The following is a 25,725-nucleotide window of genomic DNA, read 5'->3' as shown; positions in this document are numbered from 1 at the left end:
TATGAAACTTAATTTCACGGGTTTTACCGATCCGGGACTTATTCGTTCTAATAATCAGGATAATTACCATATCGACCCAGAGGGACGGTTTTTCGTTGTTGCCGATGGTATGGGTGGTCATGCCGGAGGTGAGGAAGCAAGTCGGATTGCTACTGGAGAAATTCAGGCGTATTTGCTGGCAAATTGGCAATCTTCTAAATCTTCTCAAGAATTGCTAGAGCAAGCTTTGTGGGGTGCCAATGAAGCGATTTTGCAGGATCAGCAAAATCATCCCGAACGCGGCGACATGGGTACAACGGTTGTAGCGGTAATTTTTCGCTCCCCAGAGTCGCCTTGGTGCGCTCATGTTGGCGATTCGCGGCTGTATCGCTTCCGAGAGTCGCAATTAGAACAGATAACAGAAGACCACACTTGGGTAGCACGGGCAATCAAAATAGGTGACATCACCTTAGATGAAGCACGATTACATCCTTTTCGTCATGTATTATCGCGCTGTTTGGGGCGTGAAGACTTGCATCAGATTGATGTGCAACCACTGGATGTAAAAGCTGGCGATCGCTTGCTGTTATGTAGTGATGGTCTCACCGAAGAACTTGTCGAACAGAAGATTGCTAGCTGCCTCCAAGACAGTCCTTGGCTTGATAAGGTCGCCATTTCTCTAGTTGAGGCTGCTAAGGAGCATGGAGGGCACGATAACATCACAGTTGTCATCGTCTCACTTGACTAAAAAGTTATGAGTCATTCAATGTTAGATTTTAAATTTTGGTGAAGCAGGGCGGTGAGTCAGGTGCTAACACCGGGTTTCCCGACTTCTTCGCGCAGCGTCTCCCCTTCTCACGAATGGGATAACTACGGTGTACACACATCTTTACATAGGATGCAAAACATCGTCTAATCCTCCTAAATCCCCCAAGAAATTGGCGGACTTTGAAATTTTTGACCCCCAATTTATCGGCAGGTTGAGGGGATAAAAAGCCTCTGGGGCAACTCTAAAAGACGGTGTTGCTGAATCATGGGATGATTTCGCCCAATTTGCAAGGAATTTTTAATGGTTTCAACTGCAAATTCATCCTACATTTATGCAACGCCTAAAAGACTTGTGTGTATACCGTAGCTTTGGTATCTGCGGAGTCACTGCGCCCTTGGTGGTTCCAAGAGTTGTGCCTTCTCTACAGCATGGCAACTCTTAAAGACGCTGTTCGCGTTCGCTCGTTAGCAAGTCAGATGCTCGCGGACTAGGCTTTACGCTGCGCTACCCTTGCGTCAGGGATTGAAGGAAAAATCTAAAATCTAAAATCCCGAATTAGCAAAGTTATGAGTTTTTACTCCTGACTCCTATTTGGTAGATATACTCAGCAATTTGTTCAGCCTGAGCATTTTTCCTTTTTACAATTTGATACAAATATTTTTAGCCTCCAAAGTGATTTAAGGAGGCTGAATTTCCATAAATTGGTAAATTGACATCTTGCACGTAATAAGGTAGAGCGACTATAATTCACGCTTATTACCATTCATTCCCCAACCTCCTTAAAATCCCTACCCTCCAAAGCTTCCTCCATATTAGGGAGACAGCATCCTAGTTTTCCTGTTTAAGAAAAACTATTGAGGGTTAAGGATAACATCTGAACTTCTTTGCAAACGAGAGTTATGCAAAGCAGTTAGGAGTCGGGGAGGTAGTTATACTTATCTGAGTTCAAACGAAGCCTATTTTTCGGAATATGCTCGGCTGACTTGGGTGGTATATCAGTAGGATTAGGTGCAAGATATCAGACCAGAAAAAGTCCACATTTAGGATGTGGGCAATGTGTCAAACAATTGTTATCTTTCTTAATACGGAGGAACAAATGTTGGACAGTTATAAGTCCAAATATTATCCAATTTGGACTTCTGTGAGCGATATCATCTTTACGCGTTGTTTTTTCGGAGTTAACTTATGAATCAACCAATGAAACTATCCTTGGAACAGCAATTTAGCATCTGCTCATTTTCTACTCAGGTGCAAAATATGACCCATGAGCAAGCCAAAGACTTTTTGGTAAAGCTTTATGAGCAAATGGTAGTGCGCGAGGCAACTTATCAAGAACTTCTTAAGCACCAGTGGGGCTTAGATTCCGGTTCCACTATGGCATAGAGTCGTTCTACTGTCGCAGTGGGCGACCTCCTTCTCTTGCTTGGTTCCAAGGAGGAAAAGAGCTGGTGATGTCGGGGCGTCAACTTCGATAACTAATTTCCGTAAAGCTTGGACAAAAATGCAATTCCAAAAACTTACAATGAGTAAACTTTTCAACGATACATCTGCTAAAGTCTAGACTTACTTTTATTTTGTAGGACAAATCTACTGTTTGCTTGAGCCAGACTTCCTTTTGGTTCGTCTACTGTGCTGATTAACCTGCGTAAATTTACAATCCCCCGGAATGATATATACAGGAAGATTGACAGAGAATTTAGATAGCCGTGATTTGGCAGCTAGTGTTTTCACTCTTTATACATATAACTAGAACTTACATCTTTATATATATTTTGTTTATAAAAGTTTACATTCGCTGAGTCAGTACCCCTTAGTTTCATCTAAAAGATGTAACATTAAGAAATTATTTCTAGCTGGAAAACTCGTATGCAGAATCTGTATCAATACTTTCCAGTTTTGCCAGAATTTGAGGCTTAATCTTTTCGTACTCGCTTTTGAGTAAGCTTTTACTAATTTGCGGGTCGGCAGAGGACATCATTGTATTGCTCATTGCGACCCACTCTTGCAGTCGTTGGCGCTGGGCAGAAGCGACGCTAGAAAGTAAGATATGGGTACAGCTATTTGGTGTTTCTCGTGCAAAGAATAACAGGCGGTAATAACCTGTGTGCTGTAGTAATCGAGCAATTTCTTGACCAAGGCTGGTTTTGAGATCAAGGTAATAAGGTAACCATTTAGCACTATGTTTGTGGTTGTAGATGACAGTAATCCATAGCAGCATCGGATGGGGAATAGAGATGAACAGAAATTGGTTATAGCGGGTACACACTAAGCGCTTTTGAATTTCTTCTTGCGGTAGCATCACCCACAGGGCTGGTAAAATCTCTCCATTGGTATGAATGGGCTGGGGAAAGACAATATCGGCAATTGGTTTATTTTGAGGCCAGGAAATGGCACGAGCGATTTCATCGTTTGACCAGGATACCTGCAAATCGGATTTTGTCTTTTGTTCAAGCTCAGTGCTGACTGTGGTAACAGGAACTAGCGGATGATCTTGCTTAATTTCGCGTGTATGCTCAGGCTTTTCTAGAGACGCTAAAACTTTTAAGATTTCAGTGATACTTTGGGGGCGATCGCGTGCTACTTTAGCTAGACAGCTGATTACCAAATTTTCAATTTCTTTTGGTAGTTCTAATCCAGGCGCAACCTCAGCAAAAGAACGTGGTTTTTGATAGTGATGTGTTTTATACCATGCTCCAAAAGAATGAGATGGAACCACCAGTGGCATTTTGCCTGTGAGCATCTCAAACATCATAATTCCCAAACTATAAATATCAGCACGGTTGTCTAATTCTTTACCCTCCATCTGTTCGGGAGAAGAATAAGCCAATGTCCCCAAATAGAATTTTGTATGGTCGCCATCTGACTGTAATAACTTTGCAATCCCAAAATCTAGAACTTTGACCAATTCTCCGAAACTGGCATCTTGAATCACCAGTATATTGCTTGGCTTAACATCCCGATGGATAATTGGGCAAATAGTACCCTCAACTGGGATGCCATCATGAGCGCACTGCAACCCCAGGCTGAGTTGACGCGCCATACTCAGGAATCTTGGTAAAGGCAGTCGTTGCTTGCGAATAATATTGTTCAGGCTTTGTCCTTCTAGGTATTCCATGACGTAGAACGGGGTGTTATTGTCGTCTACGCCATAGTCCATGACTCGGACAATGTGGATGCTTTTTTGCCCTAGTAAAGCACAGGTTTTTGCTTCTCGCTCAAAGCGGTCTTGCAATCGCATCTTTTCATTCTGGATTGATAGCGCCAGAAACTTAACTGCAACAGGTACACCTCCCAACAAAGTATCTTTAGCACGATAAACTCGACCCATTGCTCCAGTACCGATTAACTCCTGGAGTTGGTAGCGTTTGCTGAGTAAGCGACCAATGTTGGGGTCTGACATAGAGAATTTGAATCCAAAAGCAGGTTGTAAGTGTTTGGGAGGAAAAATGCATTCAAACTGAGATTTGAATTATTGCGCCCAGAAATGACTTTCTAGGCTCGTACCACAAAGCAGAAATGGAAGTCAAAAGTTAAAAAGCTTATAGGTTAGACTTTTGGGCTATTTCCAATCGTTGGTCTATTTACGCGGTGCTGTACTAGCTTTTTTCAGTCCTTTTTTAGAACATTGAAACCATCAACTGGCAGTTTGCAACCGAGACAGTTATTACAACTAGTGCAACATGCCAGATCAAACAAGCAGAAAGGGTAGATTTAAGTAGGTAGGGAGGAAAATTTATAAGTATGTCATTGCTACTGAAACGGAGTGCAACGTACTCTTACGGAGAAGCAAGCTACGCGTAGCGTCTCCAAGAGTTGCAATCACAAGGACTTTGACGGTTTTACATTTTGTTACATAGTTAGGTTGATTCGTACTTATTTATTTAAAATGACGCTTTGTAAACATTTTGCACTTTCATTGTGGTGTAATTTTAGTTTGCCCAATTTTGACTCAATAGATAACTATAGTATCTGCCAAAAAGCTTAATTAGGTAGCACCACACTCACCACAGAGTTCTGATAACTGAGTAATGAGTGCGGAGTTTTAAATATAAATAAAGCCTGAGGAGATGACATGAAGCCCTGCTGGGCAGATTTTATCAGATCCAAGCCCTGATGTTTTGTAAACAATGCTCTAGTCTATTAGGATTTATAACTGTTATTTTAGTGAGCAATGATCCACAACTAAAGTTTTGCTTGATTAGTACTTTCCTCCTACCTTCAGTAAGACTGTCATCTGCCTTTGTTTTGTAAGTAGGGATAATGACAAATACTTATTGCCTGACCAGGTTTTTAACCTTAAGGCTGATTCTGACTATGTAAGAGAATGTTTTAAAAGTCCCAATAGGTATAATTTTGCTGTTCTCACTTGAGTTAACTTCGACGATAAATCAAGGTTTTAGCCATATACTGAGATACTTTGCTATCCTAACTAGGAGAGGAAAAGACCCTTTTAAACCATCCTCTAAGGATGTATTATTTCTTGATAAAACTGTAATAATACTAATTGGTAGCTTTTCGTTTTTTATTTACGTTATAAGACATATCATAAACTGATTTATTACCCCTCACATAGTATTGAATTCGACGTTCGATAATAGTGTTAAATTTGGAAAGAAAATAAGGAAAGAAGTTGGGGTTTTCTCCCATTTTTCTTAATGCTGTTAACCATTTTCCTTGCTTTATAGGCACTACAACTTGAAAGTAAGCTAGATTTTTCTGATAAACTGCAAGATTATAAGACAGAGCACGCATTAAAGCTGGATTTTTTTTCACAACTTCTTGTTGCATGAAAGAATTAGTAGCACTTATGTATTGATTTAGACGTAACAATATGCTTTGACGTACAAGAGAAATAGGGCGTGAGCGGTAGAAATAATAGGATTCTGGCACAATAAAAAAGCGAGCGCCATTGATTAAGCATTTCAGATCAAGCCAAAAGTCCTCAGCTATGCTGACGGTTTCATCGTAATCAATGCCGTGCTTAACCAGAAATTCTCGTTTGAATATAGGCTTGCTTAAACCAAGACGCAATCCTGCTTTTCCATAGATATCAGTTTCCACAAAATAAATGAGATCAATTTGAAGAATTTTATCTATATGTTCTCCACTTTCTTGAATCAATGTACTCCAAGGAGATGTAGCACCATCTTTGATTAAATAAGGATCGTCAGCAATCATGTCTGCATTTGTTTCCTCTGCCAGCAACACAAGCTTTTCTAATCTTTCGGGAGCATACCAGTCATCTGAATCAAGAACAGCAATCCATTCTCCTTGGGCTGCTCTGAGGGCACGATTACGCGCAGCAGAAACCCCAAGGTTTTGTTGATTAACTATTACTTTGAGACGTTGGTCAGTAAAACTTTTAAGGACTTCTACAGTTTTATCACTTGAACCATCATCGACCACGATAACTTCAATATCAGTGAGCGTTTGCTCTAAGGCTGACTCTATTGCCTTGGCAATATAAGCTTCAGTATTGTAAGCAGGGATAATGACAGATACTTTAGGATTCACGAAACTCAACTCCAGACTACACGGTTCGGTAAAAATGCTAAAATCCTGACGATAATTTGATAACTACTTTTTTAGTATACAACTCAGTAGGTTGGTGAAAATAAACGATGACTCCTTAAGGTCAGATATGAGACATTGAACGTTGCCAGAGTTGTTTGAGCAGTCGGCTTCCAGCCTAAACATACAGCGCTTAAGTTGACTGACGCTCTAGGCTAGCTTCCATTGTGTTAGTCAAAAAATGACCAGCCAAGATGCCACTACTGAGGTAATATGTATCTTCCGAAATCCGGTGGAGGGTTTCAAAGCCACTACGACGCTGACGATCGCCTAGTACCCAGTAACGCTGCACAATAGTATCTAGACCAATCCAGCCTTCACCTTCAACCTGCCCCAAAATATTATGTTGTAGCAAAAAAGTATACTGACGCTCTCCATCATGCAGCCGCCCCTTGTATTGCAGAGAGATTTCAGAGCGATCGCTACCTGGGAATATCAGCTTTGTAGCCATAGTGAACCAGTTATCTCGATTCCAAGCTACCAAGGTCATACCCTTGACGCTGATTGGCATACCATTACGTTCCAGCCAATTTCCTTGCATTGCCCAGCGTCCTGGTTCCAATAAAAAAGTATGAGCCACATTCTATATTCCCTGCCTTGATCGAGTGCCGCCAAGACTACAGTTATAGCAGTGCTGAGTTGCGAGTGCTAAATGAATGAAGAAATTTTTTTATCTTATTTATTGTTCCTGTCTCAGAACTCAGGACTGAGCTTTGTGAATTTCTCCCAAAAGCACTTCTTGAGGTGCCCCAGTGGCAGTAGGTAGGTTGCCAGGAATACCCAAATTTCGCCAGTAGGCTAAAACCGCAAAGGCGATCGCTTCTTTAAAATCTGCACTCAAACCGACTTCATCTGTAGTCCAGACTGGTATTGATGTCAACAATAACTGTAATCTTTGTTTCAAATAGAGGTTGCGACTACCACCCCCACATAATAGTACCCGTTGTGGCATTTCCGGTAAAAAAGTGCGGTAACTCTGAACAATTGAAGCAGCTGTAAGTTCTGTGAGAGTTGCCAGTACGTCGGCAGCATTGAGTTGGTATGCTTGGGCATCTTTTAAACACTGATGTAGGTAAGTCACACCAAATAACTCTCGACCAGTAGATTTGGGTGGCGGCAGATGAAAATAGTCTTGGTTGAGCCATTGTTCTACCAACGGATGACAAGGAGTACCACTCGCTGCCCAATTGCCATCTTCATCGTAAGTTTTAGCACCAGCGCTTAAATGCTCCACCCCTAGATCCAACAGACTATTTCCTGGGCCAGTATCCCAAGCGCGAATTTTTGAGAGCCAGTTGCCATGCTGAGGCGGAATATAAGCAACATTACCAATACCACCAATGTTTTGAATACAACGCCCTTCTTCAGGATGACTGAGCAAATAGGCATCTACTCTGGGCACCAAAGGCGCACCATGACCACCAATAGCAATATCAGCAACGCGGAAGTTGCTCACGGTTGTAATGCCTGTAAGATTGGCAATTAATGCACCGCGCCCTAGTTGCAGGCTGTAACCCAAGGGAGTGCTGTTAACGGATAGCTGTTGTTTAGCCCGTGAGGAGTCAGAAATTAAGATTTCTCTCCTCCCCTGCTCCCCTGCTCCCCCAGGTGGTCGATGAAAAACCGTCTGACCGTGGGAGCCAATGAGAGTGGCTGGCTGATGACCAATTTGAATATTTTGGGCGGCTTGGGCAAATACTTGAGCGATCGCATCATCTATTTCTGCCAATTCTGCCATTGAGATGGCAACGCCTGCACCAACTGCCAATATTCTTTCTCTGAGTTCGGCTGGATAAGGATATGTTGCTCCAGCTAGCAGCTCAATTTTGATATCTAATTCTGTACCGGAAATCTCTACCAACGCAGTGTCTATGCCATCTACGGATGTGCCACTAATTAAACCGATAACGCGAGTAGGGACAGCAGCTTCTTCAGTCGGATGCATTGATAAAGATTCTTTTGTTAATTGCAAGAGGTAGTTTAATTCATGTTACTACCCATGTCAAAAAATACTAAGGTGGCATAGTTGACGGAGAAAGACGAATTGTGAGAGAAGGAGTTAGAGGCAGCCGACGGCTACCTGTCAAAGAACATGGGATTCCCTTGAAGCAGAAAAAATAATTACGTTGCAAATTACAGCAATTCCAGAGTTATTAAAGGTATTAGAACTATCTAGATATATTGTGAAAATTGATACAATCAGTTGTCACAAAGAGATTAAGAAGTTAATCACTCTAGCATTATGTAGATTATCTAATTATCTTAAATAATAACCAAGGTAATCTTGATCAGAAAATTTAAAAACTATTAAGTTAAGGGATAAACATAGGTTTTTAAAGGATTGGTTTAGTCCAATGCCTCATACCTTCTTGATCTAGAACCAAAAAAATATAAATTGCCTGCAAATCACAAAATAGTACGTCTTATAAATAAAGCTTCTTTACAATTTTGCACTGATAACTTCACGCTTTTTACATAAAGTAATAAACATCATAAAACATAATCTCAGTGATTTTTCTCAAAATATTAATTGAAAAACAACATCTTTGTCTAAGTATAATCAAATAGAAAAAGTAGTAATCCTTCTGATGTTGGAATTTGGAGGCACATCGCACAATGAGGCTATGAACGCGAAAGATTAGAAAAACGAAAAGGATTGTCCAATGAAAAGTCTTTTAATTAAGTCCGCGATCGCTTCTGGTGTTGTTTTGTCCTTAGCTACTGTTACCCGTCCTGTAATGGCTGCGTCTTTTGCGGTATCAATAGAAAACCCAGGCGTGCAAAATGCACAATTATCAAATCTTGTTAATGCTCATATACAAAATTTTGATGCACAAACACAAGGTTACAGTGCAACAGGCTTTCAATGGAATGAGGGAACAACAAATATTGGTAGCTATCAGAAGACTCTGATCGTGAATGCAGATCAATATGGTGGTGCTGGTGGAACAGGCAAATATTTTGATGTAGATACCAGTAGATCAGGTAATGGTCAAACGGTTTCCACCCTAAATTTGACAACCCCACAAAGTTACTTTGGACTTTGGTGGTCTGCGGGAGATAGTAACAACGTAATTACATTTCTTTCACAAGGTCAGGTTGTACAAAGTATGACCACCGCTGATGTTGTTAGTTATATCGGAAAGCTACCAAATAAAGCCAGCTACTACGGTAATCCTAATTCTACATTCCAAAATCAGGATTCTGGAGAACCCTTTGCGTTTATCAACTTCTACGATGTTGGCGGAACTTTTGATCAGGTTCAATTCACCAATGTTGGCGGAACTGGTTTTGAATCAGATAATCACACAGTTGCCACTAGCTACAAGAGTATCACCGGTAATGTCGTTACAGCAGCAGTTCCTGAGTCTTCTTCTGTATTAGGAGTTCTTGTAATTGGTTTGGTGGGTGCTACTTCAGTTCTGACTCGTCGAGTCAATAAAAAGTCATTTTTGCAATTGTCATAACTGTTGCAATTTGCAAACAAGACGATTTCTGGCTCACATTAAGGGTCTTCTGCACTTTTAATGATAATTAAGGGAATGTCACTCGCAACGTTAATAACACCGTTTTTTTGTTCCAGCCTTTATGCCCTTTATCTTTGCAATTAGTGTACTAACCGCAGTCGTTTTGGGAAAAGTGTTACAGAGATGCTGGACTTATGCGGTGCTAGCCTAAGTTTTGGGCGTTCCGGCGTTAGATCATCAAGTTTATCTGCAAGCGTAATAACGAGAAGTTGCATGGAAAGCAATTTCTTAAAAGATACTAATTCTAGCTCAGTAAGATTTGCCTGATTTTCTCTATACTCTACTTCCAGACTTTATGTTGGCGTAGTGTGCCATAGGCAGGATTTCAAAAGTTCCAGTGAAAAGTCAACATTAAATACAAGTTAGGGCGAACTTATTTAGGTAAGTTCGCCCTAATTATTTTCCCATTTATTTGATCATCAGCCGCTCTACAACACTTGGAGAAAGTTGGACAATGCCTGGATTAGTCCCTGCTTTAGCTTGGAGATGTCGGCATTACCCAGTCCAGAGGCTTAAGAACTGATCCTAAAGCCCAGGTCTTAAGATATCGATATGATAGAAAAGTAGATAAAATTTAAAAAATATTTATCGAATGGTGCTTCAATCATCTGGCTTGTCCAAAGTTAAAGACTCATTAACACAAAAAATCTTCTTGGGTAATGAACCCAATGCGGAGTTAATTGCAATTCTCACCGTTTACTTTGTCCAAGGAATTTTAGGGCTATCGCGTTTAGCCGTTAGCTTTTTCCTCAAAGATGAACTGCTGCTGAGTCCAGTCCAGGTGTCGGCGCTATTCGGAATTGTCTTGCTACCTTGGATGATCAAGCCAGTGTTTGGTTTTATCTCTGATGGCTTGCCTATATTTGGCTATCGTAGGCGTCCTTACTTGATTTTATCCGGGATACTGGGAACTGCTTCCTGGGTAAGTCTGGCCACAATAGTTCATACTACCTGGGCAGCTACGTTAGCGATCGCTCTTAGTTCTCTTAGTGTCGCCATGAGTGATGTCATAGTTGACTCACTGGTTGTTGAAAGAGCCAGAGGCGAATCGCAAGCGAAAGCCGGTTCACTACAATCTGTGTGTTGGGGTGCTTCTGCGATCGGAGGTTTGATAACAGCATACTTTAGCGGTCTATTGCTGCAATACTTTACTACCCGTACTGTCTTTGGAATTACCGCCTTGTTTCCTCTGATCGTTTCAGGGGTAGCTTGGTTAATTGCTGAGTCCCCCGTTAGCAAAGATTCTCAAGATAATACCAACTCTTTACCAATCAAACATCAACTGAAGCAGCTACGCCAAGCCATTACCCAAAAAACAATTTGGCTACCAACGGCGTTTATCTTCGTCTGGCAAGCTACGCCAAGTGCTGACTCAGCCTTTTTCTACTTCTCTACCAACGAATTACACTTTGAACCAGAATTTTTGGGGCGGGTACACTTGGTAACAAGTTTCGCTTCTCTAGCAGGTGTTTGGATTTTTCAACGTTTTCTCAAAAGTATCCCTTTTCGGGTGATTTTTGCATGGAGTACCGTCCTTTCGTCAATTTTAGGGATGACGATGCTGTTGTTAGTGACTCACACAAACAGGCGGTTGGGTATAGATGACCACTGGTTTAGTTTGGGTGATAGTGTTGTTCTTTCCGTGATGGGTCAAATTGCCTTTATGCAAGTGATGGTTCTAGCAGCAAGGCTTTGTCCCTCTGGTGTGGAAGCGACATTATTTGCCTTGTTAATGTCAGTGTTTAATTCTGCCGGAACGGTTTCTCGGGCATTTGGGGCATTAATCACGTATTGGCTGGGGATCACCGCAACGAACTTTGAGTCACTTTGGCTGTTGGTGTTAATTACTAACCTCAGCACGCTATTACCCCTACCATTTATCAACTGGCTACCTGCTGAAGAGCAAACTGAGACACCCAAAGATAGCGAAAAACCGTTTTTGCCAGATTTGATGTCTGAGTTGGTACTGAGAGAACCAGAGTCGAAAATAGTGGAATAGTGTAATAAATCTCACGCACTGGCGTAGCAAAGTCGCAAATGAATTATTTTTAGCGGCTACATATTTTCGTGCAAAGTAACAATAAAAAATAAAGTACATGCAAAGTTTTAAAAGTCAAGAAAGCCCAGTTACAGAAAAATCCTACACTCGTGCAGACTGGCAAGGAGGATATCAATCTCTCACCCAAGAGTTTGATTATTGGATTGATGATATAGAAGGACAAATTCCCAGAGAGTTAGAAGGTACGCTGTTTAGAAATGGCCCTGGTTTGCTGGATGTGAATGGGCAACCTCTTCATCACCCATTTGATGGGGATGGGATGATTAGCAAAATTATCTTTACCAACGGTCGCGCTCATTTTCGTAACCGCTTTGTCCACACAACTGGCTATTTGGCAGAGCAAAAGGCGGGAAAAATTCTCTATCGCGGTACTTTTGGTACTCAAAAACCCGGCGGTTGGCTAGCTAATATCTTTGACTTCAAACTCAAAAATATCGCTAATACAAATGTTATTTATTGGGGTGGTAAACTACTAGCGCTGTGGGAAGGGGGTGAAGCATATCGCCTCGATCCTTATACTCTTGAAACCTTGGGCAATGAATATTTTAATGGTGTCTTGTCAGCCGATGAAGCTTTCGCTGCACATCCCCGCTTGGAAAATAATTGCGACCAAGATGGGGGCGCACCTTGTCTGGTAAATTTCTCGATTAAGCCGGGATTATCTACCACAATTACTATTTTCGAGCTAAACTCAGCAGGTAAAATTGTCAGACACCACGCTCATAGTGTTCCAGGTTTTTGTTTCATCCACGATTTTGTCATTACTGCCAATTACTGCATCTTCTTTCAAAATCCTGTCACCTTCAATCCCATACCTTTCGCCTTAGGAATACGTGCGGCGGGAGAATGTATCAAATTTCAGCCAAATCAGCCAACTCAAATTCTAATTATTCCCCGCTTCCCCAAAAAAGGGCAAGAAAAGATAAAAATTCTGGAAACTCAGTCGGGTTTCGTCTTCCACCACATTAATGCTTTTGAAGTAGGAGACGAAGTTTTGATTGACTCCATTTGCTACCAATCTTTCCCAGAAGTAGAACCCGAAAGCGATTTTCGACAAGTTGATATTGAGGCACTTTCACCTGGGCAACTTTGGCGATTTTATCTGAATCTGAAGAATGGGACAGTCCGGCGGGAATTGATTGATGGTCGTTGTTGTGAATTTCCCAGCATACATCCGGCAAATGTGGGACATCCTTATCGATATATATATATAGGTGTGGCTCATGCAGAGACTGGTAATGCTCCCTTACAAGCATTGCTGAAAATTGATTTAGAGTCTGGAGAAAGACAATTTTGGAGTGCTGCACCCCGTGGTTTTGTAGGTGAACCGATTTTTGTCCCACGCCCAGATTCTGAAAAGGAAGATGATGGTTGGATATTAGCTTTAGTTTATGATGCTACTCATCACCGCTCAGATGTGGTGATTTTAGATGCCAGTGATTTCCATAAAGGAGTAATTGCTCGGCTACATCTCAAGCATCATATCCCTTATGGTTTGCATGGAAGCTTTACTTCTAAGGTTTTTCTAAAAATTTGATCCCCTATTTGGGTGAAACCATTTTTTCGCTGGCAATGATATGCAAATCTATATTTTTGAGCAACCGCACCAATTTTTGCGTCAAAGATCCTTTGAGGAGCATTTGCCAGCGCGATCGCTGACTCTCTCCAATTACAATTTGGGTGATCCGATATTTCTCGGCGACTTGGGCGATCGCATTAGCTACATTACTGTTGGTAACACGAAGAAAAGTACCTTCAAATTCTTTACAAAGTTTCTCACAAGTGTGGATGTGTAAGCTTTCCTCTTTAGTAAGGAAGCGCTCAGAATCGGCCACAAATAAGGTATAAAGCGGCGCGTTCATATAGTTAGCCAGCCTCGCACCCCGGCGTAACAGTTGCACTGAGTTGGGATAGGTGGATACACACACCAAAACCCGCTCGTGAATATTACAAAATTGCCCGTTGGGAGTAGTAGCAATCGCATTTTCTTCCACGTTGTCTGCAACTTCCCGCAAAGCCAACTCCCGCAAAGCAATCAGGTTACGACGTTGGAAAAAGTTATCGAGGGATTGTTGGATTTTTTGCGGTGCGTAAATCTTCCCTTCTAATAACCGTTCTTGCAGGGTTTCCGGTGTGACATCTACTAACACAACTTCATCTGCTTCATCCAGAATTCTGTCAGGAACACGCTCACGGACTACCACCCCAGTAATTCGGGCTACTAAGTCATTGAGACTTTCTAAATGTTGCACATTCATTGTGGAGTAGACATCAATACCTGCTGCTAAAACTACTTCTACATCTTCGTAGCGTTTTTCGCGTGGAGAATCAGGGACATTAGTATGGGCAAGTTCATCGATTAAGACTAATTGGGGCGTAGACGCAAAGCGGCTTGTCGCCAGACATCGCTTTAAAATAGCATCTGTATCCATGTCCGTTAGTGTCAACTCACCCCGAAGATATTGCTTGCGGGCTATAATTTCCAGTCCCTCTGCCTTCTCAGCTGTCTCCTTGCGTCCGTGGGTTTCCAAAAGCCCAACGACAACATCAATTCCTTCCTGTTTGAGTGCGTGTCCCTCTTCCAACATCCGGTAGGTTTTGCCTACCCCAGGAGCCATGCCAATAAAAATTTTATGCTTACCCCGCCGTCGTGCCGGATAAAAAGAGTAACTTGCAGAATTTAAAGGTGCTGTGCCAGCCGAAGTAGTATTACTATTATCTGACATTTCATTCTTGGTATCTGTATGGCAATCCTATTTCATCAGAAAACGGCGCTTTACTAATGCCCAATGACCCGTTTATTGATTTTGCTGACGATTAAAATCTTGCAAGTCAAGAGCATAATTCAATCGCAGAACATTGACTCCCGGTTCCCCAAAAATCCATAAAAATCTGCCATCACTATACTTATTAATTAAACGGAGGATCTCATCTTCTTTTACTCCCCGCGCACCAGCAACCCGCGTCAATTGCTGCCGGGCTGCCTTTAATGAAATATGCGGATCTAAACCAGATGCAGACGTATAAATTATATCAGCAATTGGTTGAAGATTTTCGTCTCGCAATTGATTTGCCTGTTCTAGAATCCGGTTGAGTAGCTCTGGATTGCTTGCAGCGAGATTGCTGGCTCCAGATATGCCAGTTGGCTTGGCTTTTTTGCCTTGGCTATATCTAACAGTACTGGGACGGGGATGGAAATATCGCTCAGATGTGAACACTTGACCAATCAAAGCCGAACCGATTGGTTGATTATTTAGATTCCGCATAATGCTGCCATTGGCTTGATATGGCAAAAAAACTTGACCCACTACAAGGATTACCAAAGGATAGATGATTGCAGTCAACAACCAAAGCATTAGAGTGATGAAAATTGCTCTGATAGTTTCTCGAATAATAGCCATAAAAAGTTTTCCAATTGCTGCTAATATTTTATTTTTAATTTTTAATTCTTTTACCCAAGCACAAGGACGTTCCAAGGTGCTGTCAGCAACAGCGTAAACAACTGGGGGAATTACCACATTCAAGCACAGCAGGATAAAAATAGCGAGTGTTGAGAAGACACACAGACAAACAGACATGGTGCAGCCTATAGCGCCGTATCAGTGCATCCCCCACTCTTTGCGTCTTCTTTAGTAGGTGTTGTTTATGCCATTGCCACCAAACAAAGGACATCGCCTGTATCAGATTCATTGGCAGAAACTTCTCCCAAACATCGACCTGTTTATTCATATTCTTTTTGTTCCCCTTCTGAATAGGTAAAAGTAAAAATAAAAAAGGTCAAATGTTTATTATCTTACCTTAGTAAGATGCGCTTATTTGGTAGCATCTCTACTTTTACTGTCCTTAAGCCAAGCCCACAATTGTAATCAGTATATCTATCAACTTAATGCCAATAAATGGCGCAATCACTCCACCTAAGCCATAAATTAAGATATTACGTTGGACTAACTGATTAGCTGTTAGGGGTCTAAACCGCACACCCTGCAATGCCAAGGGAATCAAAGCTGGAATAATCAAAGCGTTGTAAATCAGCGCTGATAGTACAGCAGACTTAGGGCTAGTCAAATTCATAATATTCAGGCTTTGCAGGTTAGCAGCGACAAATATCATTGGGATAATCGCAAAGTATTTAGCAATGTCATTAGCGATAGAAAATGTAGTCAATGCCCCGCGAGTAATCAGCAATTGTTTACCAATGCTAATGATATCGAGCAGCTTTGTGGGATCGGAGTCCAAATCGACCATGTTGGCGGCTTCTTTTGCAGCTTGTGTTCCTGTATTCATCGCAACACCAACGTTAGCTTGGGCTAATGCTGGAGCATCGTTAGTTCCATCTCCCGTCATGGCAACCAGTTTGCCTGCTGCTTGTTCCTTTTTAATGACGCTGATTTTGTCTTCTGGTGTGGCTTCGGCGATGAAATCATCTACCCCAGCTTCTTTGGCAATCACAGAAGCTGTAATTCGGTTGTCTCCAGTTAACATGATGGTACGCACTCCCATCCGTCGCAGTTGCTCAAAGCGATCGCGGATACCAGGTTTAACTATATCTTTGAGATAAATAACCCCATAGATTTCGTTATCTAGGCTGACTGCTAGGGGTGTACCTCCCAGGCGAGAAACTCGTTCGTAGGTAGCATCTAGTTCTGCGCTATCGCGTTCGTTGTAGAAACGGACAAATCCTTTAATGGCTTCTATTGCTCCCTTCCTAGCCTCATGCCCTCCAGGCAAGTTGGTGCCACTGATGCGGGTTTCGGCGGAAAAATCAACTCCTTCTGCTTGACTTGAGTCAAAATCAAACCGTGCCCCTAGCTTTTCTGCCAATCGAACAATCGATTTTCCTTCTGGTGTATTGTCAAAGACACTAGCTGCCCACGCAACATTAGCAATTTCCGACATTGAATAACCGTTAATTGGGATAAAGTCTTCCGCCAAACGGTTGCCGAGGGTAATTGTACCTGTCTTATCCAGCACTAAAGTGGTGACATCTCCACAGGCTTCGACTGCTCGTCCGGAAGTGGCAATGACGTTAAGTTGGGCAACTCGATCCATACCAGCAATGCCGATGGTACTTAGTAAGCCGCCAATCGTCGTCGGAATTAATGCTACTAATAGGGCAATCAAAATTGGCACGCTGACTGGACTGTTGACATAGTAAGCAAGTGCGGGCAAGGTTACCACGACTAGCAAAAATACTAAGCTCAGAACTGCCAGCAATACTGTCAGGGCAATTTCATTGGGTGTTTTGCTGCGTTCTGCCCCTTCCACCAAGGCAATCATCCGGTCAATAAAGCCTTTGCCTGGGTCAGATGTGATGCGGATAATTAGTTCATCTGAGATAATCCGCGTCCCACCAGTAACGGAACTAGTTACGTCGGAGCCTGATTCTTTCAATACTGGTGCCGATTCCCCAGTAATTGCCGATTCATCCACAGAGGCGACACCCATGATTACTTCGCCATCGGCGGGAATGATATCGCCAGCAACGACGTAGATGGTATCGCCCTGTTTCAGGCTGGTGGATGGAACTTCACTAAGTGTGCCATCGGGAGCAAGTTTTTTAGCGATCGTCTCTGATTTCGTCGATCGCAAAGCATCGGCTTGGGCTTTACCCCGTCCTTGGGCTACGGCTTCGGCAAAATTGGCAAACCAAACTGTAAAGAATAAAATCCCCGACAACAAGCCGTTGAAAAGTTGCGGGTTCTTTTGGAGGGCTGGGCCAAATAGGTTGGGATCAATTGTTAGCAATAGGGTGATGATTGTCCCCACCCAAACCACAAACATCACTGGGTTTTTGATTGCATACTTAGGGTTGAGCTTGACAAAAGCATCTTTAATTGCCCTTAAGTACAGCCACTTAGTACTTGTCTTCGCCTTTTTACGTGCTTGGCGGCGATCGCCAGCACGCGAATTTGGGCGTCTAGCTTTGAAGTTAGTTGCCACTTGATTTATAAATAAAGTTAGGAGTTAAGAGTTAGGAGAGACGCGATTAATCGCGTCTGTACAGGAGTTAGGAGAGACGCGATTAATCGTGTCTGTACAGGAGTTAGGAGAGACGCGATTAATCGCGTCTGTACAGGAGTTAGGAGAGACGCGATTAATCGCGTCTGTACAGGAGTTAGCAGTTATTAGGAATTATTCAATAAAAAACAGATCCAACCTGTAAGGTGCGTTACGCGATCGCTAACACAACACCAGTTGCTACAACAGATAGCGCAGCATTAGCGAGTCAGACGCTACGCACAGTCGCTTTAAGCGAACACAAGAGCGTCTCTAAGAGTTGCCATGCCGCAGGCTTTACGCTGTGCTACCCTTGCGTCGGGAACCTCCCAACGGGAAAGCCACTCGCCTACAGCGCTGGACTCACCGCAACGCACTGGCTCCCCTACGAAATCGGATAATTTATTTATTTTTTGGTATTCTCTTAATTCCAAACTTATAACTCATAAATTTTCTAATTGCCAGATGCTAGTTTCAAACCCTCAGCTATGGGGCCTAAAGCCAGAACGGGAAAGAAAGTCAACACTCCCAAAACCAATGTCACTCCAGCAGTGATCCCAGTAAATACCAGAGAATCAGTTCTTAGGGTAGCAGGGGTTTCTTGTACTTGTTGTTTGCGAGACATCCCGTCAGCTAACAGTAAGATGGCAATCATCGGAATATAGCGTCCTCCTATTAAGCTAACTAAAGTACTTAAATTCCACCACAGGGTGTTATCTTTCAACCCCTCTAAGCCGGAGCCATTATTTGCTGCTGCTGAGGCGTATTCATAAACTACTTGAGAAATGCCATGATAACCAGTATTGCTAATTCCAGATAGGGAGATGGGATAAGCCAATGCGATCGCACTGGGAATCAAAACTAGAATTGGGTGAATCAACAGCACCACGCTGGCGAGGACGATTTCTGGCTTTTCAATTTTGCGTCCTAAAAACTCTGGGGTGCGTCCTGCGATTAGTCCAGTTAGGAACACTGTGAGAATTAAGTAAATGAATAGGTAAGCCGTTCCAGTTCCCTGACCACCCCAGATAACCTGAATAAACAAGTTGAAGAGAATCGAAAATATTCCTTGCGGCATTAAAGAATCGTGCATCCCGTTCACAGCACCAGACATAGTAGCTGTAGTCATAACTGCCCAGAATGCCGTTTGTGCCCAGCCAAACCGAACTTCTTTCCCCTCTAAATTGGGCTGTTCTAATCCAAAGGCATTATTAACAAGGGGATTACCTTGTAGTTCTCCGACGGCTGTCACTCCCACCAGAACTACAAAAATCACAAACACCATCCAAAAAAGTAGCCAAGCTTGTTTGATGTTGTTGGCAAATATACCGTAGGTATAAATCAAGGCTGCTGGTATAGAAATCATCGCGAGCATTTCTATTAAGTTAGAAGCGCCATTGGGATTTTCAAAGGGATGGGCTGAGTTTACGCCAAAAAAGCCACCGCCGTTCTCGCCCAAAAGTTTGATCATTTCAAAGGATGCCACCGGACCTCTGGCAAGATATTGCGTCCCGCCTTCTAAGGTTCTCACATCCAGAGTCTTAGCTAATGTTTGTGGTACACCTGCTACAAGCAAGGCGATCGCTCCAATAATCGAAATCGGCAGCAATATTCGCGTAATTCCACGGACGAGATCGACGTAAAAGTTCCCCAGTCTTCTACCCGTCAACCCGCGAATAAAGGCAATTCCCACAGATAAACCGGTAGCTGCGGAGGTGAACATCAAAAAGCCTAAAGCCGCTACCTGGCTAAAATAACTCAAGGTTGTCTCACCAGCATAGTGTTGCTGGTCGGTATTCGTCACAAAGGAAATGGTTGTGTGCAATAATATATCCCAATTGGGCGCACCGAAGCCGTTAGGATTCCACGGCAAGAGTCTCTGAAAATATAACAGCAGATACACTGAAATACCCATAATCAGGTTGCTGCACAGTACAGCCTGGATATACTGCCAACCCGTCATGTCATCTTTCCTGCGGACACCCGCTAGTACGAACATACTTCGCTCTATCGGGTTCATTAAAAAATCAAGCAGTGTTCTTTCTCCCAAAAAGACACGCGCTATGTATCTACCGAATAGCGGAGTGATTGCGATGACGATACACAGCGTTAAGCCAATTTGCAAAAAACCTTGTCCCATATATTTCGCGCTAAATTAAATTTAAGGGCTGGCAAGTCAATTCTTAAAAATAAAAGATTAACTGTTGGGGTATTTCATTTCGAGGGATTTACTATTTTCGGTTCTTACTCTTTTCCAGATACTTGTTAAACTTTTTGTTAAGATTATTTAAATTTTCCGGTTAATTCATCTATCTCACTAATTAGGACTATTTGTTTATACAATACATTTTCAAAGTTTGCTACTTTCAAAGAATATAAAATTATCTTGGCTTTTATTAATGGGATTAGGGATTGGCAAGATTGGGGTACATACCCTGCTCCTTGTGGGTAACTACCTAGTACAGTAAGGCATAAATAAGCCACCCACTCCAAATCAACGAAACGCTTACGCTGTATTCATTTTGAATGAGTGACTTTTGAATGAGTGACTTGCACCTTGCGGTATCAATCTCCTTTCTTGCATCAGGATAATCCCAATTTTAGGATTAATTCTCAACTTGGCATTTGCAGATATAGATTGCAGATAAATCATAATTGGTAAATTAAATAGTTATACAGATTGTATAATCACGATTTTTAGTAAATCATAAATGACAATGTTAAAGCGATTATTGACTATGAAAGAAGCTATAAATAATCGGAGGGAGACATATGGGCTAATAGCGATCGCCTTTGCTATAGTAATAAGCTTGGAATATTTGACACCACCTGAGTACGTATTTGGCTACCTCTACACAGGGACAATTTTGTTAGCAGATTCTCGATTGAATCGGGCAGCAGTATTGGGGATCACTCTTGCGGCGACAGGATTAACATTGTTGAATTTGTTTGTCCCAGGAGGAGAAATAATTAATCCCCCAACGTTGGCAAATAGGTTGATTGCAGTATTGGCATTGCTGGTAACGGGTTGGTTAAGCGATCGCAACCACCGCAATGAAGAAGCGATCGCTTATACGCAAGCACAATTACGCTCTCAAGAACAATTAGCTACCATGCGTGAAGATTTTATTTTTACCCTAACGCATGATTTGAAAACACCCCTATTAGGAGCAATTGAAACGCTGAAATATTTTCAAAATGAGCAATTTGGTGAAGTTACACCAATGCAAGCAAAAGTCCTACAAACAATGGCTCGTAGTCATCAAAGTACACTGCAATTAGTCCAAACGCTTTTAGATGTGTATCGCAATGATGCCGAAGGGCTGAAACTACAAATATCACCTGTTAACTTGGTGACAGTGGCGGAGGAGATCATCGCTACCTTGACTGAACTAGCGAGAACACGTCAGGTTTATATTTCTCTGCACTATGGGGAATCAGATTTTCGGAGTTTTCTTTGGGTAAATGGCGATCCTTTGCAACTAGGGCGAGTCTTTACAAATCTGCTGAGTAATGGCATTAACCATACCCCCCGTGGCGGTAAAGTGGAAGTAGTATTTGAAGGTTATTCTAGCGAGCAAGTGGTAAAAATACTCGATACTGGTTCCGGCATTACCGAAGAAGAGTTACCCCACTTATTTGAGAGATTTTATCAAGGACATAGCGATCGCCACGTCTTTGGATCTGGACTAGGGCTTTATTTGACCAGGCAAATTATAGCTGCTCATGGGGGTACAATTTGGGCAGAGAATCGCTCACCACGAGGCGCACTGTTTGGTTTCCGACTCCCAGCTTGTCCACCACCAGGGAGATGAGGAGTGGGGACAGGGGAAGTAGGAGAGAAATAACCAATGACAAATAACAAATGACAAAAATCTTACTCGTTGAAGATGATGAATTGTTTCGGCTTGGTCTGCGGATGAGGTTGCAACAAGAAACTAGTTTGGAGATTGTCGCAGAAGCAGAAGATGGGGAACAAGCTGTAGAATTAGCAAATAGCTATCCCCTGGATTTGGTCTTACTGGATGTAGGTTTACCGGGCATTGGCGGGATTGAAGCTTGTCGCCAAATCAAGCAGAAGCACCCAAATTTACCAATTCTTGTTTTAACATCTCGTTCTGAAAAACCCCTGATTTCGCGGTTAATTGCTGCCGGGGCGCAAGGTTACTGTCTCAAAGGTATTCCTGCTGAATCTCTGATATTGGCGGTGCGATCGGTTGCAGGGGGCGCTTCTTGGTGGGATCAAACGGCAACAACAGAAATTAGAGCAGCTTTTGAAGGAAACTTTACGGCGACACTGCCTGCAAAAACTGAGGAATCCTTAGAAAATCCCTTAACGAAGCGGGAGCAAGAAATTTTGGCACTGGTGGCAGCTGGTAAAAGCAATCAAGAAATTGCCGAGATTCTCTACATTGCCCCTGGTACAGTGCGGGTGCATGTCCATGCTATTTTGCAGAAACTAGAAGTACGCGATCGCACTCAAGCCGCGGTCTTAGCTATCCAAAAAGGATTAGTAGCAGCAGAATTTTTGATTAATTAGATTAAACATTCAAACTCTCATTCCTCCGTGTACTCTGTGTCTGGAGTGGTTCGTTCTTCCATGACCCGTGCGTAAGTCCTGAATTTTTTACCCTAATAAAATTACATAATATTTAATGGGTCTACATCTATCGTTAAGCTAACAGATTGGGGACAGATATCTCGCACTTCTTCCCAATCTGGCAATTGTGGCAATGCGTCGGGGGCAAATTTAATCAATATCTGCCAACGATAACGATTAGCTACCCGTAAAATACTTGCTGGTGCTGGTCCCAATATCTCGAATTCTTCTTCTGTACTCAAGGTTGTGGCGATAATTTGCGCGGTATTTTGCACTTGAATCGGATCGAGACTACTTAAGCGCAACAAAATTAACCGCCCGTATGGGGGATAATTGAGTGCTTGCCGTTGTTCTAATTCAGCTTCAGAAAAAGAGTGATAATCATGCGATCGCACTGCTGCAATTACCTGATGCTCTGTAGTATAAGTTTGCACAATTACCCTACCTGGATCATCACCTCTACCAGCACGTCCAGCTACCTGAGTTAAAGTTTGAAATGCCCGTTCACTGGCGCGATAGTCTGATAAATTTAGCAATCCATCGGCGGCGACAACGCCCACAAGTGTCACCTGTGGTAAATCCAATCCTTTGGTGAGCATTTGCGTACCTACTAATAAATCTGCTTCGCCGTCGGCAAACTGGGTAAGTAGGGTTCGGTGTGAACCTTTGTTGCGAGTGGTATCGCTATCAAAACGAATCAAGCGCAACTCTGGGAACTGTCGCGCTAATTCCTGCGTTACTCGCTGAGTACCGCTACCGAAAAATTTTAGGTAAGGGGAACTACAATCGGGGCAGAATTTGGGATGCGATCGCGCATAGTTACAATAATGACAGCGCAATAATTCCGGCGCTTTTTCTTCGGTGTGGTGATATGCCAGCGACACATCACAGTACGGACATTCCAACACATATCCACAACTGCGGCAAGATACAAAAGTACTGTGTCCCCGGCGATGGATAAATAAAATCCCCTGTTGTTTTTTTTCTTGTAACTGTTGCAAAGCTTCTTGCAATGATCTACTAAATATAGAACGATTTCCCTGCTGCAACTCTTGCCGCATATCGACTATTTCCACTGGCGGTAGAGGGCGGGAATTTATGCGTTCGGGCAAACTTAAGTAATAACTCCTAGCTCCTTCCTCCTTGCTCTTTATACTTACCCAACTTTCTAACGAAGGGGTAGCGGAACCTAACACCAAGGGACAATTTTCTAACTCTGCTCGCCACTGGGCGACGGTGCGAGCGTGGTAGGTGGGTATGGGAGAGTCTTGCTTAAAGCTGCTGTCGTGTTCTTCATCTAAAATAATTAAACCCAAGTTGGGCAAAGGGGCAAAAACGGCGCTGCGAGTACCAATCACAACTTGGGGTTCTCCTGTGAGCATTTGTCGCCAAGTGTCGTAACGTTCACCATCGGAAAGGGCGCTGTGATAAACGCTGACTTTATTACCAAAGCGGGCGCGAAAACGGTCAGTTAGCTGAGGTGTAAGTCCAATTTCTGGGACTAAGACAAGGGCGGATTTGCCTTGGTTGAGGAGGGGGGCGATCGCTTGCAAATATACTTCGGTTTTTCCCGAACCTGTCACTCCATGCAACAAAACTTGAGCAAATTCATCTAGAGTCTGGATTGTCGCCAAGGCGCTAGCTTGGGCTGCATTTAATGACTTTGGTTGATCTTGAGCTAATGCAGGCCCCTGTTCTTTTCGCAATACTTCCCGTTCTTCGATGACGATACAGCCTTTTTCTTCTAACCCTTTTAGGGTAGGGGTAGTTGTCTTACAAATCTGTAGGAACTCATTTAGCCACAACTCGCCACCACAATCCCGTAGCACTTTTAAAATTTCCCGTTGACGCTTGTTTAGATCAATGTAAGATCCATCGGCAACTAACGTGACTACTGGTTTTGTCTGGGGTTGAGAATATCTAAGTAATTCCACATAACTTTCTGCCCAATTGCGTTCTAGTAATTGCTTCTTTCCATAGTCAAATCCTTGAATCTGGCGTTTGAGGAATTTGAAACTGTAGTCCCCATCAACTTGAGATTGCAGAATTTTGAGAATTTGACGAGCTGCGGTTGAACCAAGGAATTCTATTGCACCATTGGGAATATTTTCTCGCTTGAGTCGAATGCGATGCTGCGATCGCCCCAATAATCCAGGCGGCAACGCCATACGTATCACCTGAATCAGTTGTGTGTAATAATACTTTGATACCCGTTCCAGTAGAGTAAAGTAACTATCTCCGATGAAATCCTTCTGAATCACATCTTCTACTTCCCGAATTTTTTCTAGTGCTAAATCTGCTGGGGGTTTTGTTAGGAAACGAATAGCTACCCCTCCCACCTGTTGTAAACCAAATGGCACACTCAAAATATCCCCTGGTTTTACTTCTAACTTGGCAGGTAATCGATACGTATACAGTTTTTCTCCTTTTTCTAATTCTCTTGAAGCTCCTGGACAGTCTACCAGTACTTCAACCCACCTATTAACAGCTGCACTTAACTGATACGATTCTCCCGGTTCAGCCACCATCACAGGAGATAAATTTACGTCATTAATATACATGTTTTCTGACTTGATAGTTAGACTTTTTACTCACTTAGCTGTTCACAATTAACCTGACTCATTCAACTTTATTCTTTTGCTTTATTAGACATAAATTGTATTTCTCAATACTGTTATTCTTCATAATACTTGATAAGTTTCCTCTTATGTAATCTACTAGACAATTTTGTCTCTTCTATACGTGCAATAAATATTTGGTGCCTACTCTACAAATAAAAGCATCTCGGCTAAGTCTACAAAAGTTACCCCAACTACTAAATAGGGAGTAGCCTTTTTCCGCCTATCGATAGATATTCAAGCCTTTCTGTATATGAGATGCTTTTATACAAGTAAAAACATCCCGAAAATAAGCTCCGATTATTGTAATTTGTATCATCTGGGTAACTTGAATCGGAAATATATAACCCCAGCACCAGGTTTTTGATTTATCCAGTGACTTCCAACACCTCAAAATTAAAAATAAATATTTAGAAAAATATATGAAAGTTTAAGAAATTTGGATGGTTAGCTGAGATTTCTATGTTTGTTAAGGTTGAGAAAGGTTGAGGGGGTTTGACATATTTGGTAATTAAGAAAAAAATGAAGAATATAATCTGTTGGTAGCCTGAGAATAAAGTTTTGTTGGGCGCGAAGGCCAGTTTCGTTAGAGGTTGTATCTAACT

The 25,725-nt window shown here is 42.4% G+C and carries 17 protein-coding genes; 8 read left to right on the top strand and 9 right to left on the bottom strand.

Annotation, left to right across the window (positions count from 1 at the left end; genetic code table 11):
* Nucleotide 1 precedes the first annotated feature (1 nt).
* Both V7K46_RS29690 and V7K46_RS29685 read left to right on the top strand, forming a co-directional pair.
* Complete coding sequence (locus V7K46_RS29690) at nt 2-727, top strand: Stp1/IreP family PP2C-type Ser/Thr phosphatase (RefSeq protein ID WP_335119661.1); 726 nt, start codon at nt 2-4, stop codon at nt 725-727.
* Between the two features lie 1,206 nt (nt 728-1,933).
* Nucleotides 1,934-2,131 carry an NblA/ycf18 family protein gene (locus V7K46_RS29685; RefSeq protein ID WP_335119659.1) on the top strand — a complete coding sequence of 66 codons (198 nt, stop codon included), beginning with the start codon at nt 1,934-1,936 and terminating at the stop codon, nt 2,129-2,131.
* A 466-nt stretch (nt 2,132-2,597) separates the two neighbouring features.
* Here the strand turns inward: V7K46_RS29685 and V7K46_RS29680 are convergent, their stop codons facing one another.
* The 4 genes from V7K46_RS29680 to V7K46_RS29665 form a co-directional block, all read right to left on the bottom strand.
* The gene (locus V7K46_RS29680; RefSeq protein WP_335119657.1) at nt 2,598-4,148 is read right to left on the bottom strand and encodes a serine/threonine-protein kinase; all 1,551 of its coding nucleotides are present in this window, start codon (nt 4,146-4,148) and stop codon (nt 2,598-2,600) included.
* A gap of 1,100 nt (nt 4,149-5,248) precedes the next feature.
* Nucleotides 5,249-6,262: a glycosyltransferase family 2 protein gene (locus tag V7K46_RS29675; RefSeq protein ID WP_335119654.1), complete on the bottom strand. Its 1,014-nt coding sequence runs from the start codon at nt 6,260-6,262 to the stop codon at nt 5,249-5,251.
* Nucleotides 6,263-6,452: 190 nt separating this feature from the next.
* A complete protein-coding gene (locus tag V7K46_RS29670; RefSeq protein ID WP_273762642.1) occupies nt 6,453-6,899 on the bottom strand; it encodes a hypothetical protein in 447 nt (148 codons plus the stop codon).
* Nucleotides 6,900-7,019: 120 nt separating this feature from the next.
* Complete coding sequence (locus V7K46_RS29665) at nt 7,020-8,264, bottom strand: anhydro-N-acetylmuramic acid kinase (protein WP_335119652.1); 1,245 nt, start codon at nt 8,262-8,264, stop codon at nt 7,020-7,022.
* A 718-nt stretch (nt 8,265-8,982) separates the two neighbouring features.
* Between V7K46_RS29665 and V7K46_RS29660 the strand changes: the two genes are divergently transcribed.
* The 3 genes from V7K46_RS29660 (at nt 8,983) to V7K46_RS29650 (ending at nt 13,442) form a co-directional block, all read left to right on the top strand.
* Nucleotides 8,983-9,786: an Npun_F0296 family exosortase-dependent surface protein gene (locus V7K46_RS29660; protein WP_335119650.1), complete on the top strand. Its 804-nt coding sequence runs from the start codon at nt 8,983-8,985 to the stop codon at nt 9,784-9,786.
* 652 nt (nt 9,787-10,438) lie between these two features.
* On the top strand, nt 10,439-11,845 hold the full coding sequence (locus V7K46_RS29655; RefSeq protein WP_335119648.1) for a folate/biopterin family MFS transporter: 1,407 nt from the start codon (nt 10,439-10,441) through the stop codon (nt 11,843-11,845).
* A 97-nt stretch (nt 11,846-11,942) separates the two neighbouring features.
* Nucleotides 11,943-13,442, top strand: a complete 1,500-nt coding sequence (locus tag V7K46_RS29650; protein ID WP_335119646.1) for a carotenoid oxygenase family protein — start codon at nt 11,943-11,945, stop codon at nt 13,440-13,442.
* A 4-nt stretch (nt 13,443-13,446) separates the two neighbouring features.
* Here V7K46_RS29650 and V7K46_RS29645 read toward each other — a convergent pair whose 3' ends face one another.
* From V7K46_RS29645 to kdpB, 3 genes are all read right to left on the bottom strand, one after another.
* A complete protein-coding gene (locus V7K46_RS29645; RefSeq protein ID WP_335119644.1) occupies nt 13,447-14,631 on the bottom strand; it encodes a universal stress protein in 1,185 nt (394 codons plus the stop codon).
* A gap of 72 nt (nt 14,632-14,703) precedes the next feature.
* Nucleotides 14,704-15,306, bottom strand: coding sequence for a K(+)-transporting ATPase subunit C (kdpC, locus tag V7K46_RS29640; protein WP_335119701.1), 603 nt, complete (start codon nt 15,304-15,306; stop codon nt 14,704-14,706).
* Between the two features lie 442 nt (nt 15,307-15,748).
* Nucleotides 15,749-17,854: a potassium-transporting ATPase subunit KdpB gene (gene kdpB, locus V7K46_RS29635; protein WP_335119699.1), complete on the bottom strand. Its 2,106-nt coding sequence runs from the start codon at nt 17,852-17,854 to the stop codon at nt 15,749-15,751.
* Between the two features lie 215 nt (nt 17,855-18,069).
* Between kdpB and V7K46_RS29630 the strand changes: the two genes are divergently transcribed.
* Nucleotides 18,070-18,303 carry a hypothetical protein gene (locus V7K46_RS29630; protein ID WP_335119642.1) on the top strand — a complete coding sequence of 78 codons (234 nt, stop codon included), beginning with the start codon at nt 18,070-18,072 and terminating at the stop codon, nt 18,301-18,303.
* Nucleotides 18,304-18,356: 53 nt separating this feature from the next.
* Here V7K46_RS29630 and kdpA read toward each other — a convergent pair whose 3' ends face one another.
* Nucleotides 18,357-20,042: a potassium-transporting ATPase subunit KdpA gene (kdpA, locus tag V7K46_RS29625; RefSeq protein ID WP_335119640.1), complete on the bottom strand. Its 1,686-nt coding sequence runs from the start codon at nt 20,040-20,042 to the stop codon at nt 18,357-18,359.
* Between the two features lie 577 nt (nt 20,043-20,619).
* On the opposite strand from kdpA, the gene V7K46_RS29620 reads away from it, so the two are divergent.
* On the top strand, nt 20,620-21,717 hold the full coding sequence (locus V7K46_RS29620) for a sensor histidine kinase (RefSeq protein WP_335119697.1): 1,098 nt from the start codon (nt 20,620-20,622) through the stop codon (nt 21,715-21,717).
* A 50-nt stretch (nt 21,718-21,767) separates the two neighbouring features.
* Complete coding sequence (locus V7K46_RS29615; RefSeq protein ID WP_335119638.1) at nt 21,768-22,442, top strand: response regulator transcription factor; 675 nt, start codon at nt 21,768-21,770, stop codon at nt 22,440-22,442.
* A gap of 101 nt (nt 22,443-22,543) precedes the next feature.
* Here the strand turns inward: V7K46_RS29615 and priA are convergent, their stop codons facing one another.
* Nucleotides 22,544-25,063, bottom strand: coding sequence for a primosomal protein N' (priA, locus tag V7K46_RS29610; RefSeq protein ID WP_335119636.1), 2,520 nt, complete (start codon nt 25,061-25,063; stop codon nt 22,544-22,546).
* Between the last annotated feature and the right edge of the window lie 662 nt (nt 25,064-25,725).

The organism is Nostoc sp. (assembly GCF_036917395.1).
In the GTDB taxonomy this organism is placed as follows: Bacteria; Cyanobacteriota; Cyanobacteriia; order Cyanobacteriales; family Nostocaceae; genus Nostoc.
The sequence above is the reverse complement of the archived record's forward strand: the minus strand, read 5'-3'. Positions and strand labels throughout refer to the sequence as shown.